This window comes from Brevundimonas sp. Br13, from assembly GCF_055391505.1.
Window position 1 is genome coordinate 416,052 of the sequence record NZ_AP044008.1, and the last position, 14,631, is coordinate 430,682.

The 14,631-nt window shown below is 68.6% G+C and carries 14 protein-coding genes; 8 read left to right on the top strand and 6 right to left on the bottom strand.

What is annotated here, in order from left to right; genetic code table 11:
• Positions 1-24 precede the first annotated feature (24 nt).
• Positions 25-888 carry a bifunctional DNA-formamidopyrimidine glycosylase/DNA-(apurinic or apyrimidinic site) lyase gene (gene mutM, locus ACZ5M6_RS02085; RefSeq protein ID WP_054764254.1) on the bottom strand — a complete coding sequence of 288 codons (864 nt, stop codon included), beginning with the start codon at positions 886-888 and terminating at the stop codon, positions 25-27.
• Positions 889-1,086: 198 nt separating this feature from the next.
• Here mutM and ACZ5M6_RS02090 point away from each other — a divergent pair, with 198 nt between their 5' ends.
• Positions 1,087-1,821 (top strand): phosphatase PAP2 family protein, encoded by a 735-nt coding sequence (locus ACZ5M6_RS02090; protein WP_231681376.1) that lies wholly within the window; start codon positions 1,087-1,089, stop codon positions 1,819-1,821.
• A gap of 78 nt (positions 1,822-1,899) precedes the next feature.
• The gene (locus tag ACZ5M6_RS02095) at positions 1,900-3,960 is read left to right on the top strand and encodes an OPT family oligopeptide transporter (protein ID WP_464159487.1); all 2,061 of its coding nucleotides are present in this window, start codon (positions 1,900-1,902) and stop codon (positions 3,958-3,960) included.
• Between the two features lie 7 nt (positions 3,961-3,967).
• On the opposite strand, the gene ACZ5M6_RS02100 is transcribed toward ACZ5M6_RS02095, so the two are convergent.
• Together ACZ5M6_RS02100 and ubiG are read right to left on the bottom strand one after the other, a co-directional pair.
• The gene (locus tag ACZ5M6_RS02100) at positions 3,968-4,504 is read right to left on the bottom strand and encodes an AAA family ATPase (protein ID WP_464159489.1); all 537 of its coding nucleotides are present in this window, start codon (positions 4,502-4,504) and stop codon (positions 3,968-3,970) included.
• Complete coding sequence (gene ubiG, locus ACZ5M6_RS02105) at positions 4,501-5,319, bottom strand: bifunctional 2-polyprenyl-6-hydroxyphenol methylase/3-demethylubiquinol 3-O-methyltransferase UbiG (protein ID WP_464159491.1); 819 nt, start codon at positions 5,317-5,319, stop codon at positions 4,501-4,503. The genes ACZ5M6_RS02100 and ubiG overlap by 4 nt, the downstream gene beginning before the upstream one ends.
• A gap of 56 nt (positions 5,320-5,375) precedes the next feature.
• On the opposite strand from ubiG, the gene ACZ5M6_RS02110 reads away from it, so the two are divergent.
• The 6 genes from ACZ5M6_RS02110 (at position 5,376) to ACZ5M6_RS02135 (ending at position 12,572) form a co-directional block, all read left to right on the top strand.
• On the top strand, positions 5,376-6,650 hold the full coding sequence (locus ACZ5M6_RS02110; protein ID WP_464159493.1) for an aspartate kinase: 1,275 nt from the start codon (positions 5,376-5,378) through the stop codon (positions 6,648-6,650).
• 61 nt (positions 6,651-6,711) lie between these two features.
• Entirely contained in the window at positions 6,712-8,970 is a 2,259-nt protein-coding gene (ptsP, locus tag ACZ5M6_RS02115) for a phosphoenolpyruvate--protein phosphotransferase (RefSeq protein WP_464159495.1), read from the top strand.
• Positions 8,971-9,154: 184 nt separating this feature from the next.
• Positions 9,155-10,270: a helix-turn-helix domain-containing protein gene (locus ACZ5M6_RS02120; protein WP_409612842.1), complete on the top strand. Its 1,116-nt coding sequence runs from the start codon at positions 9,155-9,157 to the stop codon at positions 10,268-10,270.
• A 49-nt stretch (positions 10,271-10,319) separates the two neighbouring features.
• Positions 10,320-11,465, top strand: coding sequence for a flavodoxin-dependent (E)-4-hydroxy-3-methylbut-2-enyl-diphosphate synthase (gene ispG / locus ACZ5M6_RS02125; protein ID WP_464159498.1), 1,146 nt, complete (start codon positions 10,320-10,322; stop codon positions 11,463-11,465).
• 118 nt (positions 11,466-11,583) lie between these two features.
• Positions 11,584-12,042 carry a PEGA domain-containing protein gene (locus ACZ5M6_RS02130; RefSeq protein ID WP_287394887.1) on the top strand — a complete coding sequence of 153 codons (459 nt, stop codon included), beginning with the start codon at positions 11,584-11,586 and terminating at the stop codon, positions 12,040-12,042.
• Positions 12,039-12,572, top strand: a complete 534-nt coding sequence (locus ACZ5M6_RS02135; protein ID WP_152949162.1) for a hypothetical protein — start codon at positions 12,039-12,041, stop codon at positions 12,570-12,572. The genes ACZ5M6_RS02130 and ACZ5M6_RS02135 overlap by 4 nt, the downstream gene beginning before the upstream one ends.
• A 43-nt stretch (positions 12,573-12,615) precedes the next feature.
• Here ACZ5M6_RS02135 and ACZ5M6_RS02140 read toward each other — a convergent pair whose 3' ends face one another.
• The 3 genes from ACZ5M6_RS02140 to ACZ5M6_RS02150 are packed head-to-tail and all read right to left on the bottom strand — an operon-like array spanning position 12,616 to position 14,586.
• A complete protein-coding gene (locus ACZ5M6_RS02140) occupies positions 12,616-13,392 on the bottom strand; it encodes a sulfite exporter TauE/SafE family protein (RefSeq protein ID WP_054764261.1) in 777 nt (258 codons plus the stop codon).
• A 15-nt stretch (positions 13,393-13,407) separates the two neighbouring features.
• Entirely contained in the window at positions 13,408-13,863 is a 456-nt protein-coding gene (locus tag ACZ5M6_RS02145; RefSeq protein WP_054764262.1) for an RrF2 family transcriptional regulator, read from the bottom strand.
• A gap of 45 nt (positions 13,864-13,908) precedes the next feature.
• Positions 13,909-14,586, bottom strand: a complete 678-nt coding sequence (locus ACZ5M6_RS02150; protein ID WP_191554698.1) for a response regulator — start codon at positions 14,584-14,586, stop codon at positions 13,909-13,911.
• Positions 14,587-14,631 lie beyond the last annotated feature (45 nt).

The window sequence follows — 14,631 nt, forward strand, 5'->3', positions numbered from 1 at the left end:
CGTTCGTCATGACGGCCGGTCGCCTCAGCGCTTCTGGCAGGACGGGCAGTAGAAGGTGGAGCGTCCGCCCTGGACGATCCGGGCGACCGTCCCCGTGCAGCCCTCGCCCCGGCACGGTTCGCCCTCGCGGCCGTAGACGTCGAACCGGTGCTGGAAATAGCCTTGGCCGCCCTCGGCGTTGGCGAAGTCCTTCAGGGTCGATCCCCCGGCGGCGATGGCGTCGTTCAGCACGTCGCGGACCACCGAGGCCAGGGTCTCCAGCCGCGCCTTCGACAGCGATCCGGCCGCCACCAGGGGCGAGATCCGGGCCCGGTACAGGGCCTCGCAGACATAGATGTTGCCCAGGCCGGCGACGATCCTCTGATCCAGCAGGGAGACCTTGATGTTCTGGCTCTTGCCCGCGAAGGCCTCGGCCAGATGGGCGCCGGAAAAGCCATTGCCCAGCGGCTCGGGCCCCAGGCCGGCGAACCAGGGGTGGGCCTCGACCTGGGCGGTGGGGATCAGGCCCATGAAGCCGAACCGGCGCGCGTCGGCGTAGCCGATCCGGGTCGCAAGGCCGTCGCGCTCGGCGCAGCCGCTGAAATGCTCGTGCTTGCCCGCGATGGGCGCCGCCTCCTCGAACTCGCCCAGCTGGGCGCCGTCCAGGGTGAAACGGCCGGTCATGCCCAGATGGGTGATCCAGGTCTCGCCGGTGGACAGGGGCAGAAGCAGATATTTGGCTCGCCGGTCCACGCGTTCGACCGTCGCCCCCTCCAGCCGCTCAACGAAGCCTTCCGGGAACGGAAAGCGCAGGTCGGGCCGGTTGATCCGCACCCGCGACAGACGCGCGCCCGCCAGCACCGGCGTCAGGCCGCGCCGGACGGTTTCGACCTCGGGAAGTTCAGGCATGGGGCGCTCCTAGCCGGTCTTGGAACCTAGGCCAAGTCGATCGTCCGTGCTCGCCCCGATGTTTGGAAAACATTGTTCGTAATGACGCGGGAACGACACCGCACTCTGGCATTGGCGTCTCCAGACCAATCCGGGGGGAATGTGTCTCAGTCCGTCATCACGCCCGCGCCGCGTCTGCGCCTCTCGTCCTGGACGGACTTGAGCGCTCGCCTTCGTCTCACGCGCGACGACGCAGCCGTTCTGGCTGCGGCGGCCGTCCTGGCGATCAGCGCCTATTTTCTGGTCTTTCCGGGCGTGGACATCGCCGTGAGCCGCCTCTTCTACCGACCTGAGGCCGGCTTCTTCCTGGCCGGCGATCCCGTGCTCAAGGCCTTGCGCAAGAGTTCCACCCTGGTCCTGGCCCTTCTGCTGCTGGGGGTGATCGGCCGCCTGATCTGGCGGGCCCTGCGCGGGCGTTCCGTCGGCGCCGCAGCGCGGCGGGCGATGTTCGCCGTCGCGGCCCTGGCCCTCGGACCGGGGCTGGTCGTCAATCTGCTGTTCAAGAGCCTTTGGGGGCGCGCCCGCCCGGTCCAGATCGACCAGTTCGGCGGCGACGCGGTCTTCACCCCGGCCTGGGTGATCAGCGACGCCTGCCAGTCCAACTGCTCCTTCGTCTCCGGCGAGGGCTCCAGCGCCGCCTGGATGGTGGGCGTCCTGCTGGTCGTCACTCCGGCGCGGTGGCGACCGGCCGTCCTGCCGCTGGGGCTCGTCTACGCCTTGGCCCTGTCGATGAACCGGCTGGCCTTCGGTGGGCATTTCCTGTCCGATATCCTGCTGTCCTGGGCCCTCACGGCCCTGGTCATGGCGGGGGTCTATCGGGTGACGGTGGCCGCCCCGGGCCTGATCCGACGGGCGCGGCGCCGCCTTCGCTGGAGCCAGCCCCTCCCCGCCTGAGGAGTCCGCTGAGCGTGACCAGTTGCCGCAGCGGCCGTTATGGGCTTACGTCCCGGTCGAACGTGGGAACCGATCTTCATGACTGACGCCGTCGCTGCGCCCCAAACCCGAAAGGGCCGGCTTGAACTGACCCTTCGCGCCCTTGTGCTGGGCTGCCTGCTGGCGGTGATCTTCACCGCCGCCAACACCTATCTGGGCCTGCTGGTCGGCCTGACCTTCGCCTCGGCCATTCCGGCGGCGGTCATCTCCATGGCCGTGCTGCGGGCCTTCAAGACCTCGACCATCTGGGAGAATATGACGGTCCAGACCGTGGCCTCGGTCGGCGGGGCCATGAGCTCGATCATCTTCGTCCTGCCGGGCCTGGTGATGATCGGCTGGTGGCTGGAGTTTCCCTTCTGGCAGTCGGTGGCCATCTGCATCCTGGGCGGCGTCCTGGGGGTGACCTTCTCCATCCCGCTGCGCCGCGCCCTGGTGACGGGCGGCGGCCTGCCCTATCCCGAAGGCGTCGCCGCCGCCGAGGTGCTGAAGGTCGGCTCGCGCGGGTCCGAACAGACCGAGAGCGCGGTGCGCGAGAACAAGTCCGGCCTGTGGGTCGTGGTCGGCGGGGCGGTCGTCTCGGCCGGCTACGCCCTGCTGGTCGCGGGTCGCGTCTTCGCCGGCGAGGCGGCGAAGTTCTTCAAGCTTCCGGCCGCTCTGGGGGGCGGGGCCACCGGCATGGGCTTCGGCATGCAGTTCGCCCTTCTGGGCGCGGGCCATCTGATCGGCCTGACCGTCGGCCTGGCCCAGCTGTTCGGTCTGATCCTGGCCTGGGCGATCGCCGTGCCGATCCTGACCAGCCCCGACACCGTCGCCTGGCTGACGGCGCACGGCATTCCTTCCATCGCCTCCACCCTGCCCGCCGGAACGGGCGCCGAGGAGCTGGCCGGACGTGTCTGGAGCCGCGAGGTCCGCTTCATGGGCGCCGGCGTCATCGGCGTGGCCGCCATCTGGACCCTGATCAAGCTGGCCGGCCCCCTGGTCGGCGGCCTGACCTCGGCCCTGGCCGCCAACGCCCGCCGCAATCACGGCGAGGCGCTGGAGCTGACCGAACAGGATCTGCCGATCAAGCTGGTCGGCGGGATCTCGGTCGTCTGCCTGATCGGCATCGCCGGCCTTCTGGCCTGGTTCGCCCAGACCGCCCCGGCCCTGGCCGGATCGACGCCCCTGCTGGTGATCGGCGGCCTGGTCTATGTCGTCCTGATCGGTTTCGCCGTGGCCGCCATCTGCGGATACATGGCCGGCCTGATCGGCTCGTCGAACAGCCCGGTCTCGGGCGTCGGCATCCTCGCCGTCGTGATCGCCTCCCTGCTGATGCTGGGCGTGATGGCGATCGCAGGCGTGCCCGCAGACCCGTCCATCATCGCCTTCGCCCTGATCGTGACCGCCGTGGTCTTCGCCGTCGCCGTCATCGCCAATGACAATCTCCAGGATCTGAAGACCGGCCAGCTGGTCGAGGCCACGCCCTGGCGCCAGCAGGTCGCCCTGATCGTCGGCGTCGGCGCCGGCGCCCTGGTCATTCCGTTGATCCTGAACCTTCTGAACCAGGCCTTCGGCTTCGAGGGCGGCCCGCCCGCCATCGTCGAGGGCGCCAAGACCCTGGCGGCGCCTCAGGCGACCTTGATCTCGGCCCTGGCGCGCGGCGTCATCGGCGGCGACCTGCGCTGGGACCTGATCGGCCTGGGCGCAGTGATCGGCGTGGTCATCATCCTCCTGGACGCCGTGCTGGAGAAGGCGACCGGCAAGAAGATCAAGCTGCCGCCCCTGGCCGTCGGCATCGGCTTCTATCTGCCGGCCGCCGTCACCACCATGCTGGTCATCGGCGCCGTCTGCGGCTGGCTCTACGACAAGGCCGTGTCCAGCACCCGTTACGCCGATGTGGCGCGGCGGATGGGCGTGCTGCTGGCCTCGGGCCTGATCGTGGGCGAAAGCCTGTTCGGCGTCTTCACCGCCGGGGTCATCGTCGCCACCCGCGACGACGCGCCGTTCGCCATGCTGCCCGAGGGTTCGACCTGGCCGGCCATGCTGGCGGGGATCGTCGGCTTCGCCGTCGCCGTGGTCGGCCTGTACGCCTGGACGCGGAGCCGCGCCGCCAAGGTGTGACGGCGGCTCAGACGATCTGATCGAGAACGAAGGCGACCCGCTCAGCGACGGTCGCCTTCGGCATTTCTACGAGGCGATATCCATAGCGGGGATAAACCATGGCCATGGCCATGGCCTCGTAGGTGCGTTTCGCCTCGTCGAAATCCTGACGTCGTTCGGCGTCCTGTCCAAAGATCTCGGGCCAGGGCGGAGCGATAAACACGGTCGGATGGTAGCGCAGGGTGCGCGCCGCCTCAGACATATGATCAGGGACCTGCAGACCGCAAAGGGTCAGATAGCCGATGACGTCGGGCAGACCGCGATCGTGAAAGACTACACCGTCGGCCGATCGACTGCGGTCATGCGCTTCGATGTCATGCTCGAACATGCGCTGCGCGAACAGGGCGCGGTCTCGCCAAGGCAGGGCGGGACCGTTCACCGATTGTTGCCGGCGTATAATCGCCCGACCGGCCTCGGGTTCGACGCCGTAACCCAGGTTAGCCAGCGCCTCGATCAGGCTGGTCTTGCCCGAACCGGGTCCGCCCGTGATGACGACGCCGGTCATGCGTTCCGCGTCGCCACCATCATATAATTGATCCCCGCGTCGTCGCTCTGGCTCCAGCGGTCGGTCAGCGGATCGTAATTCAGGCCATAGGGTCCCTCGACGGTCACAGCCTCCTGAGACAGCATCGCCCGGATCTCGTCGGGCTTCAGGAACTGGCGCCAGTCGTGCGTCCCCGCCGGCACCCAGCGCAGCACATATTCCGCCGCCACCTTGCCGAGCGCCAGGGACTTCAGGGTGCGGTTCAGGGTGGCGACCATCATCACCCCGCCCGGCCGGACCAGGCGCGAACAGGCGCGCACGAAGCCTTCCGGATCGGCGACATGTTCGATCACCTCCATGGTCAGGACCACGTCGAACGGCCCCGCCCCTTCCGCCTCCATCTGTTCGACGGTCGCCGGGCGATAGGCGATGTCCAGCCCGACCATCTGGGCATGGGCCCGCGCCGTGCCGATGTTCTCGGTCGAGGCGTCGATGGCGGTGACGGTGAAGCCCATCCGCCGCATCGGCTCGGCGATCAGCCCGCCGCCGCAGCCGACGTCCAGCAGGGTCAGACCCTCGAACGGGCGGCGCGCCTGCGAATCACGGCCCAACCGGGCGCACAGCTGCTCGCGGATCAGCTTCAACCGCGCCGGATTGAACCGATGCAGAGGTGCGAACGGCCCGTGCGCATCCCACCATTCGGCCGCCTGGGCCGAGAAGCGGGCGACGTCGGCCGGGTCAATCGATGCGCCGAATGCGCCTTCAGGCGAATTTTGCGAAAAACCATGCCCTTCGCGGGGTAGGCGAGACGGTGCGGCGTCGCTAGAAGCGGTCATGACGCGAGGGATGGACCTTCGCGCCCTTTCACGCAAGCAGGGGGCGGAACGCCACGATGACGCGGCCCGAAACCACACGACTGGTGATGAAGTTCGGCGGCACCTCCATGGGGGACCTCGAACGCATTCGTCGCGCGGCGCGGATCGTCGCCGCAGAGGCCGCGACCGGAAAGAAGGTGGCCGTCGTCGTCTCGGCCATGGCCGGCAAGACGAACGAGTTGGTCGCCTGGACCGACGGCGCCGGCCCGGCCGCCGCCGGCCTGCCGCTCAGCGACGACGAATATGATGTGGTGGTGGCCTCGGGCGAACAGGTGACGTCCGGCCTCCTGGCCATGACGCTGCGCAACATGGGTCTGAACGCCCGGTCCTGGATGGGCTGGCAGGTGCCGATCGTCACCGACGACGCCCACGGCCGCGCCCGCATCGTCGACATCCCCGGCGAAAAACTGGGCGCCGCAGTCGACAGCGGCGAAATCGCCGTCGTGCCCGGCTTCCAGGGCGTGACCCCCGACGGCAAGATCACCACCCTGGGCCGGGGCGGATCCGACACCTCGGCCGTCGCCGTGGCGGCCGCCCTGTCCTGCCCCTGCGACATCTATACCGACGTGGACGGGGTCTATACGACCGACCCCCGCATCGAGAGCCGCGCACGGCGCCTGAACAAGGTCTCCTTCGAGGAGATGCTGGAGATGGCCTCCCTGGGGGCCAAGGTGCTGCAAACCCGATCGGTCGAACTCGCCATGGCCAAACAGGTGCCGGTGCGGGTTCTGTCCAGCTTCATCGAACCGGACGAGTCCGGCCAAATGCCCGACAAGGGCGGAACCCTGATCTGCGACGAGGAGGAGATCGTGGAAAAACGCATCGTGTCCGGCGTGACCATGAGCCGTGACGAGGCCCGCATCACCCTTTTGGGCCTGTCCGACCGGGTGGACGCCCCCGCGGACGTCTTCACCCGTCTGGCCGAGGCCAACGTCAATGTGGACATGATCGTCCAGAGCCAGGCCCGCACCGCCAATACGGTGAACCTGACCTTCACGACCGGCCGCCGCGACGCCGTGCGCGCCGCCGACATCATGAAGGCGGCCCAGGCCGACCTGGCCTTCGAGGAGATCCGCGTCGACGAGGACGTGGCCAAGGTCTCCGTCGTCGGGGTCGGCATGCGCAGCCACGCCGGCGTGGCCCAGACCATGTTCAAGGCCCTGGCCGACAAGGGGGTCAAGTTCCAGGCGATTTCGACCTCGGAGATCAAGATCAGCGTGCTGATCGACGCCGCCTATGCCGAACTGGCCGTGCGCGCCCTCCATTCGGCTTACGGCCTGGACGCTGTATAGGTGATTTGAACGGGCGCTGCGGCGCCGAGGCGCGGGAGCCATGATGCCGGCAGGCGGCGCGATGACCAGGGGACCACGCAACCTCCTGCGCCAGATCCGCGAGGCTCTGGGCGGGGCGGGCGCGGGCGCGACCCCGGCTCAGGACCGCCTGAACATGGTGGTGCAGATCATCGCCCGGTCGATGGTCGCCGAGGTCTGCTCCATCTATCTGCGCCGGGCCTCGGGCGAGCTGGAGCTTTTCGCGACCGAAGGTCTGAACCCCGGCGCCGTCCACAACACCCGTCTGCGCCCAGGCGAGGGTCTGGTCGGCGAAGTGGCGCGGACCGCCCAGCCGATCAGTCTGTCGGACGCCCCGTCGCATCCGGCCTTCTCCTATCGTCCGGAAACGGGCGAAGACCCCTATCACGCCTTCCTCGGCGCCCCGCTGCTGCGCGGCGGCCGCGCCATTGGCGTGCTGGTGGTGCAGAACCGCACTGAGCGGCGCTATGACGAAGACGAGGTCGAGGACATCCAGACCATCGCCATGGTCCTGGCCGAAACCGTCTCCTCGGGCGAACTGCTGGACCAGGAGGAGCTGCGCGACGTCGAACTGGCGCCGCACCGGCCGGAGCGTCTGAAGGGACAGAAGTTCGGCGACGGCCTGGCCTTCGGCCATGTGGTGCTGCACGAGGCGCCCCTGCCGCCGGAAAAACTGCTGGCCGAGGACCCCGGCCTGGAGGAGGCCCGCCTGAAGCTGGCCCTGGCCTCGCTGAAGACCGGCCTGGACGCCATGCTGGACAAGGGCCAGGGCCTGGCCGGTCCCTCGTTCGAGGTGCTGGAGACCTATCGGATGTTCGCCGACGACCGGGGCTGGAACCGGTCGCTGGAAGAGGCGGTGAGAAACGGCCTGACCGCAGAGGCGGCGGTGGACCGGGTCAGGAACGAACACCGCGCCCGCTTCGCCCAGGCGCGCGACCCCTATATTCGCGAGCGGCTGCACGACTTCGAAGACCTGGCCAACCGGCTGCTGCGGGTGCTGGCGGGCGACAAGCCGGGCGAGCGCGAACTGCCCGACGACGCCATAGTGGTGGCGCGCAACCTGGGTCCGGCCGATCTGCTGGAATATCCGCGCGACAAGCTGAAGGGCCTGCTGCTCGAAGAGGGGTCGGCGGCCAGCCACGCCGCCATCGTGGCCCGCGCGCTTCAGATTCCCTGCGTCGGTCGTCTGATGGGGCTGCGCGACCGGCTGTCGGAAGGCGATGTGGTCATCGCCGACGGGGAGACCGGCGAGGCCTATCTGCGCCCGCGCCCCGACATGATCGAGGCCGTCCAGTCGCGAATGGCCGTGCGTGACCAGCGCCGGGCCCAGTTCGCCCAGCTGCGCGACACCCCCGCCGTGACCCTGGACGGCCAGCGGATCAGCCTTTTGACCAACGCCGGCCTGGCGGTGGATCTGGAGAATCTGAACGAGACGGGGGCGGAAGGCATCGGCCTGTTCCGCACTGAATTCCAGTTCATGGTCTCGGACGAACTGCCCCGGCTGGACGCCCAGACCGCCCTTTACAAGCTGGTGCTGGACGCCGCCGGCGACCGGCCCGTCACCTTCCGCACCCTGGACATCGGCGGCGACAAGGTCCTGCCCTATCTGGAGGCGGAGCGGGAGGAAAACCCCGCCCTGGGCCGACGCGCCATCCGCCTGGGCCTGGACCGGCCGTCCCTGCTGCGGATGCAACTTCGGGCCCTGCTGACGGCGGCGGCGGGCCGCGAACTGCGCGTCATGTTCCCGATGATCGCGACGGTGGACGAGTTCCGGGCCGCGCGCGAACTGGTCGACGTCGAATGCGCCTGGGCTCGGCGGCGCGGCCGCGCCCTGCCCGCCCTGTTGCGCGTCGGCGCCATGGTCGAATGCCCGTCCCTGCTGTGGCATTTGGACGCGCTTCTGCCCCTGACCGACTTCGTCTCGATCGGCACCAACGACCTGTTCCAGTACATGTACGCCGCCGACCGGACCAATCCCCTGGTGTCGGACCGCTACGACCCTCTGTCGCCGCCCACCTTGCGTGCGCTCCAGACCATCCAGAAGGCGTGCGCCGACACCGGCACCCCGGTCTCGATCTGCGGCGAGCTGGCGGGCCGGCCGCTGGAGGCCTTCGCCCTGATCACCCTGGGCTTCACCCGCCTGTCGGCGCCTGCGGGCGGGGTCGGGCCGGTCAAACGGATGATCCTGTCGGCCGATCTGACGGCCGCACGGCGCGGCCTGAACAATCTGCTGAACCTCTCCACCGGTTCGATCCGCAACGAGATCGAATCCCTGGCCCGGAAGTTGAACGTCGCCGCCTGAGGATTGGCGCGCGCATCCCGATTCGGGAAACGCCGTTGATGGGGCTGACGATATGGTTTATCCACAGAACGCATGGGGTCCGCCGAAGGGGAGAGGCGCGTCCCGTCGCGAAGACATGCTACCGGACGGGTCCGTTGCGAGTACGGGGCGGCTCTCTGTCGTTCCGAGTGTGGGGTCAGGCGTCATGGCGCTGGATGCGGGGAACGCCCCCGAAGAGTTCAAGGCTCATCCGGACTGGAAGGACCTCGCGCCCTCCATCACCGAGGCCGCGACTCTGGGCGACGGCCTGCGCCGCGCCCGCGAACAGTCGGGAAAGTCCCTGGCCGATCTCTCCGCCGAAACCAAGGTCCATACCCGCTTCCTGATCGCTCTGGAGCAGAACGACTGGTCGTCCCTGCCCTCGCGCGTCTTCGCCATCGGCTATGTGCGGGGCTATGCGGCGGCCCTGGGGCTGGACGAACAGCTGGCCGTGGAGCGGTTCAAGCGCGAAAGCCCGGACACCTCCGCCCCGTTGAAGGCGCCGATCGGCATCGCCTTTGAGGACGTCAAACGCTATTCGCCGCGGATCATCGGTCTCGTCGCCATAGTGGCCGTCGCCCTGATCGGCTGGAACGTGTTTCAGCGCCTCAACATCCACCAGGAGGTCCGCCCGTCCGACATCGCCGCCGTGCCGGAAAGCTGGCGGCTGGGAGAGGTGCCCGGCCAGGCCGCCCCGATCGCGCTGGGCGCCCCCAGGGCTGCGCCGCCGGACCAGACGACGCCCGCCCTCTATGTCACGCCCGGCCTTGAGGCTCAGCTGACCGGGATCGATCCGAACGATCCGGCGGTGATCGCGGCGGCCCAGGCGGCGGACGCCGCTCCGGTGCAGAAGGCGTTCAATCCGCGCGGCGCCGTCTACGGCGCCCCGGCCACCGCCTCTCAGGTGGTCATTCAGGCCAAGAAGGCCGGCGCGCTGGTGGTTAGGCTGGGCGGGGGTCAGGCCCTGTTCGCCCGGCAGATGGCGCCGGGAGAGGCCTGGCGCGCCCCCATGGGCGTCAGCGCCACGATCGACGTGTCTGATCCAGCCGCCTTCGACGTCTATCTGAACGGCGAGCATAGCGGCGTCCTGCCCGCCCTTCTGACCCCTTTGACCCAGCTGAACAGCCGCGCCGAACAGGCGGCCCGGCAGGTGGCGGAGGAGCAGGCGCGCCGTCAGGCCCAGCTTCAGGCCGAGCGTTCGGCTCAGCTCCTGCGAACCCAGGACGCCGCACCGACGGGCGAGACGGTCGCCAATCCCGGCGCCGGCGTAACGACGAACTGACCGTTACGCCGGTGGTCGCGGAGCCGCAGAGCGCCTATATGGGCCGGAAATGAGCGACCACACTTCAGAACTCGGCCACGTCCGTCCCTGGCGCCATATCGAACGGCGCAAGAGCCGCCAGATTCGCGTCGGCTCAGTCCTGGTCGGCGGCGACGCCCCGATCAGCGTCCAGTCGATGACCAATACGCCGACGTCCGACGCGGGGGCGACGATCGATCAGATCCGTCAGCTGGAAGAGGCCGGCGCCGACATCGTTCGCGTCTCCTGCCCCGACGTTGAATCGACCCAAGCGTTTCGCACCATCGTCCGCGAGGCCAAGGTTCCCTTGGTCGCCGACATCCATTTCCACTACAAGCGCGGCATCGAGGCGGCCGAGGCGGGCGCCGCCTGCCTGCGCATCAATCCGGGCAATATCGGCAGCCCGGATCGGGTCCGCGACGTCATCCAGGCCGCCCGCGACAACGGCTGCTCCATGCGGATCGGCGTCAACGCCGGTTCTCTGGAGAAGGAGCTGCTCGAGAAGTACGGCGAGCCCTGCCCCGACGCCATGGTCGAGAGCGCCCTGAACCACGCCCGCATCCTGCAGGACAACGACTTCCACGAGTTCAAGATCTCGGTGAAGGCGTCGGACCCCTTCCTGACCGTCGCCGCCTATCAGCAGCTGGCGGACGCCATCGACTGCCCCCTGCACCTGGGCGTGACCGAGGCGGGCCCCTTGCGCACAGGGACGATCAAGTCGTCCATCGGCCTGGGCTCCATGCTGTGGGCGGGGATCGGCGACACCATCCGCGTCTCCCTGGCCGCCGATCCGGTCGAGGAGATCAAGGTCGGTTTCGACATTCTGAAGTCGCTGGGCCTGCGTCACCGGGGCGTCAACATCATCGCCTGCCCCTCCTGCGCGCGTCAGGGCTTCAAAGTCATCGAGACGGTCGGCCTGCTGGAGGAGAAGCTGGCCCATATCTCGACGCCGATGAGCCTGTCGGTCATCGGCTGCGTCGTGAACGGCCCGGGAGAGGCCCTCTATACCGACATCGGCTTCACCGGCGGCGGCAAGGGCGCGGGCATGGTCTATCTGAACGGCAAGATCGCCCACAAACAGGCCAATGACGGCATGATCGACCATATCGTCGAGCTGGTGGAACAGAAGGCGGCCGAGTTGGAGGCCGCCCGAACCGCACCTGCTGCGGCGGAATAATCCATTTACACACCCATAGATTGACGTTTTTCGCGTCAGGATTGACTACGCCGCCCCCAAGTGCAAGGTGAAGCCTATGGCCGCCTGGGGAGCGGGCCTGTCTTCTCTTGGGGGTTTCATGATTTCCGACTTCATAACGCGCGCCGGCGTGCGCGCCTTCCTGCTCGCCGGCGTGGCCTTTTCCTTGCCCGCCTGCGCCACCGTGACGCGCGGCTCCAGCCAGCAGTTCACGGTTCAGAGCACGCCGCCCGGCGCGCAGGTCAGCACCTCGAACGGCTTCGAATGCCAGGCCACGCCCTGCACCTTCCGCATGCCGCGCAAGGATGCATTCCGCATCACCGTGTCCAAGGACGGCTATGTTTCGCAGACCTATGACATCACCAGCAGCGTGTCAGGCGCCGGCGGCACGGCCATGGCGGGCAACATTCTGATCGGGGGCCTGATCGGCGGGGCGATCGACGCCACCTCGGGCGCCATGAATGATCTGAAGCCCAATCCGCTGATCGTCACCCTGCGCACCCCGGCCGAAGAAGCCGCCGCGCCCGCCGCAGGCGCCCAGGCGGCGACCCAACAATGATGTTGCGTCGTCTCGCCATGGCCGGCTGCGCGGCCGGGTTCTTAGGCGTAGCCGCCTGCGCCAGTCCGTCCAACCCCGCCATGATGACCCTGCCGGCCACCGCCGGTCTGACCGCCTCTTCAGGCGATCTGGGCTATCGCTCGGTGACGACCGTGACCGTTTCCGGCGGTCAGGCCACCAATCCGATGTGGACGTCCCAAGTTTCCAACGCCGACTTCAAGACGGCGCTGGAGAATTCCCTGGCCGCCGCCGGCTATATGGGAAGCGAAGGGCCGCCCATGACGGTCGCGGCCTCTCTGATCGACCTGAAGCAGCCCCTGGCGGGCTTCGACATGTCGGTGACGAGCCAAGTCCGCTACACGGTGTCCCAGGCAGACCGCACCGTCTTCGATGAAACGGTGGCCGCCACGGGGACGGCGACCATGGGCCAGGCCTTCATGGGGGTCGAACGTCTGCGGATGGCGAACGAGGCGTCCATTCGCGAAAACATCAAGGCCTTCCTGACCCGCTTCCGCGCCCGCGCGCGTTAAGCCGCCTTTCGGCGACGGCGGCCCGCCGCCGTCGCCCCTCGCTTCAGATGACCTTGAACAGCCTCAGCGCCTGATAGCCCGCCGACAGCAGAACCACGGCCCCGACCCCATAGGTCAGCACTCGGCGCGGCGCGATCCGCGCGATAATCCCGGCGAAGGGTGCGGCGATCAGCCCGCCCAGGATCAGGCCCAGCACCGCCATGGCGTGGGTGGCGACGCCCTCGGCCTGGTCCCAGTGGCCGGTCAGCAGGGCCGCCAGGAAGGTGGCGGAGATGGCGGAGGTGACGAAGAACTCGGCCGTATTGGTGGTGCCGATCGAGGCGCGCGGGTCCTGGCCGGATCCGACCAGGGTGGTGGTGACCGTCGGGCCCCAGCCGCCGCCGCCGATGGCGTCGAAGAAGCCGCCGACAAGGCCCAGAGGCCCGGCGAACTTTCGCGGGAAGAGGCGCTCGCGGGTCTGGCGAGTTGCACGCCAGATGATGACGACGCCCATGACGGCCAAATAGGCGGTGATCCAGGGCTTGATCAGATCCCCGTCAATGCTGGTGAGGACGAAGGCGCCCAAGCCTCCCCCGACCACCCCGCCCAAGGCCAGGGGGGTGAAGAGTTTCCAGTTCACATTCCTGTTGACCGTATGGGAGCCCGCCGAAGCGGCCGTGGTGAAGACTTCGGCCGCGTGAACGCTGGCCGAGGCCGTCGCGGGCGGCACGCCGAATGAAAGCAGGACGGTGGAGGAGATCACCCCATAGGCCATGCCCAGGGCGCCGTCGACGACCTGGGCCAAGAACCCGACGCACAGAAACAGCAGGAAGTCTTGCATGGCCCCTCCAGAGGGTCACGAGGTTGGGGCTTTATCTCCTACTGGGTCAATAGGAGAAAACTTCGCAGCGGCTTGCAGAAGGGTTCGCGTCTCGAAAACGGCGGCGACGGCGTCGCGCCCGTCCTGCAGCACCGGGCGAAGCGGACAGGTGTCCAGGTCGGGACAGGTTTCACAAGGCCCGAAGGCGGTGCGGGATGCGCAGGGCGCGAGCGCCAGAGGGCCTTCCAGCGCTCGGATCACATCGGCGAAACTGATGCGGTCGGCCGGCGCGGCCAGGGCGTAGCCGCCGGTCCTCCCGCGTTTGGACACGAGCAGATGCCGCCGACGCAGGTCCAGCAATATGGCTTCCAGGAACTTTCGCGGCGCCGCGGCGGCCTCGGCGATCTCGCCGATGGTGGCGGGCCCCCCGCCCGGCAGGCCGGCGAGATGCACCATGGCGCGGAGGGCGTAGCGGGATCGGTTCGACAGCATGCCGTCTGATCGCCCGCCCACCGGCCGGACGCAAGCGCCTCGCTGTCAGTCCTCGCGTCGCCTACCGGCCAGGGCCGCCAGAATCTGCGCCCCCGTATAGGGTTTGAACACGACAGTCTCGGCCGGATCGGCGCGGCGGACCGCCTCGACGTCACCCGACGTCAGCACCACCCGCATGTCCCAGCGCCGTTTCAATCGCTCCGCCAGTCCCCTTCCCGTCGCCCCGTCCGACAGATTGACGTCCAACAGGGCGGCGTCGATGGCGTGCAGCGCCGCGGCCGCCTCAGCCGGCGCCGCGCTGTGGAACGGCCCGACCACCCTGTGCCCGGCCTCGGTCAGAAGCTCGGTCAAGGCGGCTGCGGCGTCTGGATCGTCTTCAACGACCAGCACCGTCAGTGGGCCTGTTTCGACGGGGGCTGGGGTCTGGGTCGGCGCAGGGGCCGGTTCGGCGACCGGTTGGTCCGACGCCCGCCCCACCGTCCGGCTGATGACGGCGCGCAGATCGCGCCAGACCATGGCGGCGGTACGGTCGACGGCCAGGCCGTATCGAACCGCCAGGGCATCCAGTTCGCGCCTGCGGCTCGGCGACAGATCGCCCCCTCGCTCCGCCAGGCGCCGGTCGTAGAGGCGGCAGAGTTCCTCCACGTCATGATCGACCGGCGGTTCCGCCGACCGGATGGGGTAGGGGGTTTCAGAAGCGCGATGGGGCAGGCGGTCGAACATGGCGTCCTTCTCACAGCGTCGGCGACTCCACGGCCAGCTAAACCC

Bases quoted from the DNA above. Each gene is read 5' to 3' on its own strand.
- mutM (WP_054764254.1), bottom strand. From the start codon at position 888: ATGCCTGAACTTCCCGAGGTCGAAACCGTCCGGCGCGGCCTGACGCCG.
- ACZ5M6_RS02095 (WP_464159487.1), top strand. From the start codon at position 1,900: ATGACTGACGCCGTCGCTGCGCCCCAAACCCGAAAGGGCCGGCTTGAA.
- ACZ5M6_RS02100 (WP_464159489.1), bottom strand. From the start codon at position 4,504: ATGACCGGCGTCGTCATCACGGGCGGACCCGGTTCGGGCAAGACCAGC.
- ubiG (WP_464159491.1), bottom strand. From the start codon at position 5,319: ATGACCGCTTCTAGCGACGCCGCACCGTCTCGCCTACCCCGCGAAGGG.
- ACZ5M6_RS02110 (WP_464159493.1), top strand. From the start codon at position 5,376: ATGACGCGGCCCGAAACCACACGACTGGTGATGAAGTTCGGCGGCACC.
- ptsP (WP_464159495.1), top strand. From the start codon at position 6,712: ATGACCAGGGGACCACGCAACCTCCTGCGCCAGATCCGCGAGGCTCTG.
- ACZ5M6_RS02120 (WP_409612842.1), top strand. From the start codon at position 9,155: ATGGCGCTGGATGCGGGGAACGCCCCCGAAGAGTTCAAGGCTCATCCG.
- ispG (WP_464159498.1), top strand. From the start codon at position 10,320: ATGAGCGACCACACTTCAGAACTCGGCCACGTCCGTCCCTGGCGCCAT.
- ACZ5M6_RS02130 (WP_287394887.1), top strand. From the start codon at position 11,584: ATGATTTCCGACTTCATAACGCGCGCCGGCGTGCGCGCCTTCCTGCTC.
- ACZ5M6_RS02135 (WP_152949162.1), top strand. From the start codon at position 12,039: ATGATGTTGCGTCGTCTCGCCATGGCCGGCTGCGCGGCCGGGTTCTTA.
- ACZ5M6_RS02140 (WP_054764261.1), bottom strand. From the start codon at position 13,392: ATGCAAGACTTCCTGCTGTTTCTGTGCGTCGGGTTCTTGGCCCAGGTC.
- ACZ5M6_RS02145 (WP_054764262.1), bottom strand. From the start codon at position 13,863: ATGCTGTCGAACCGATCCCGCTACGCCCTCCGCGCCATGGTGCATCTC.
- ACZ5M6_RS02150 (WP_191554698.1), bottom strand. From the start codon at position 14,586: ATGTTCGACCGCCTGCCCCATCGCGCTTCTGAAACCCCCTACCCCATC.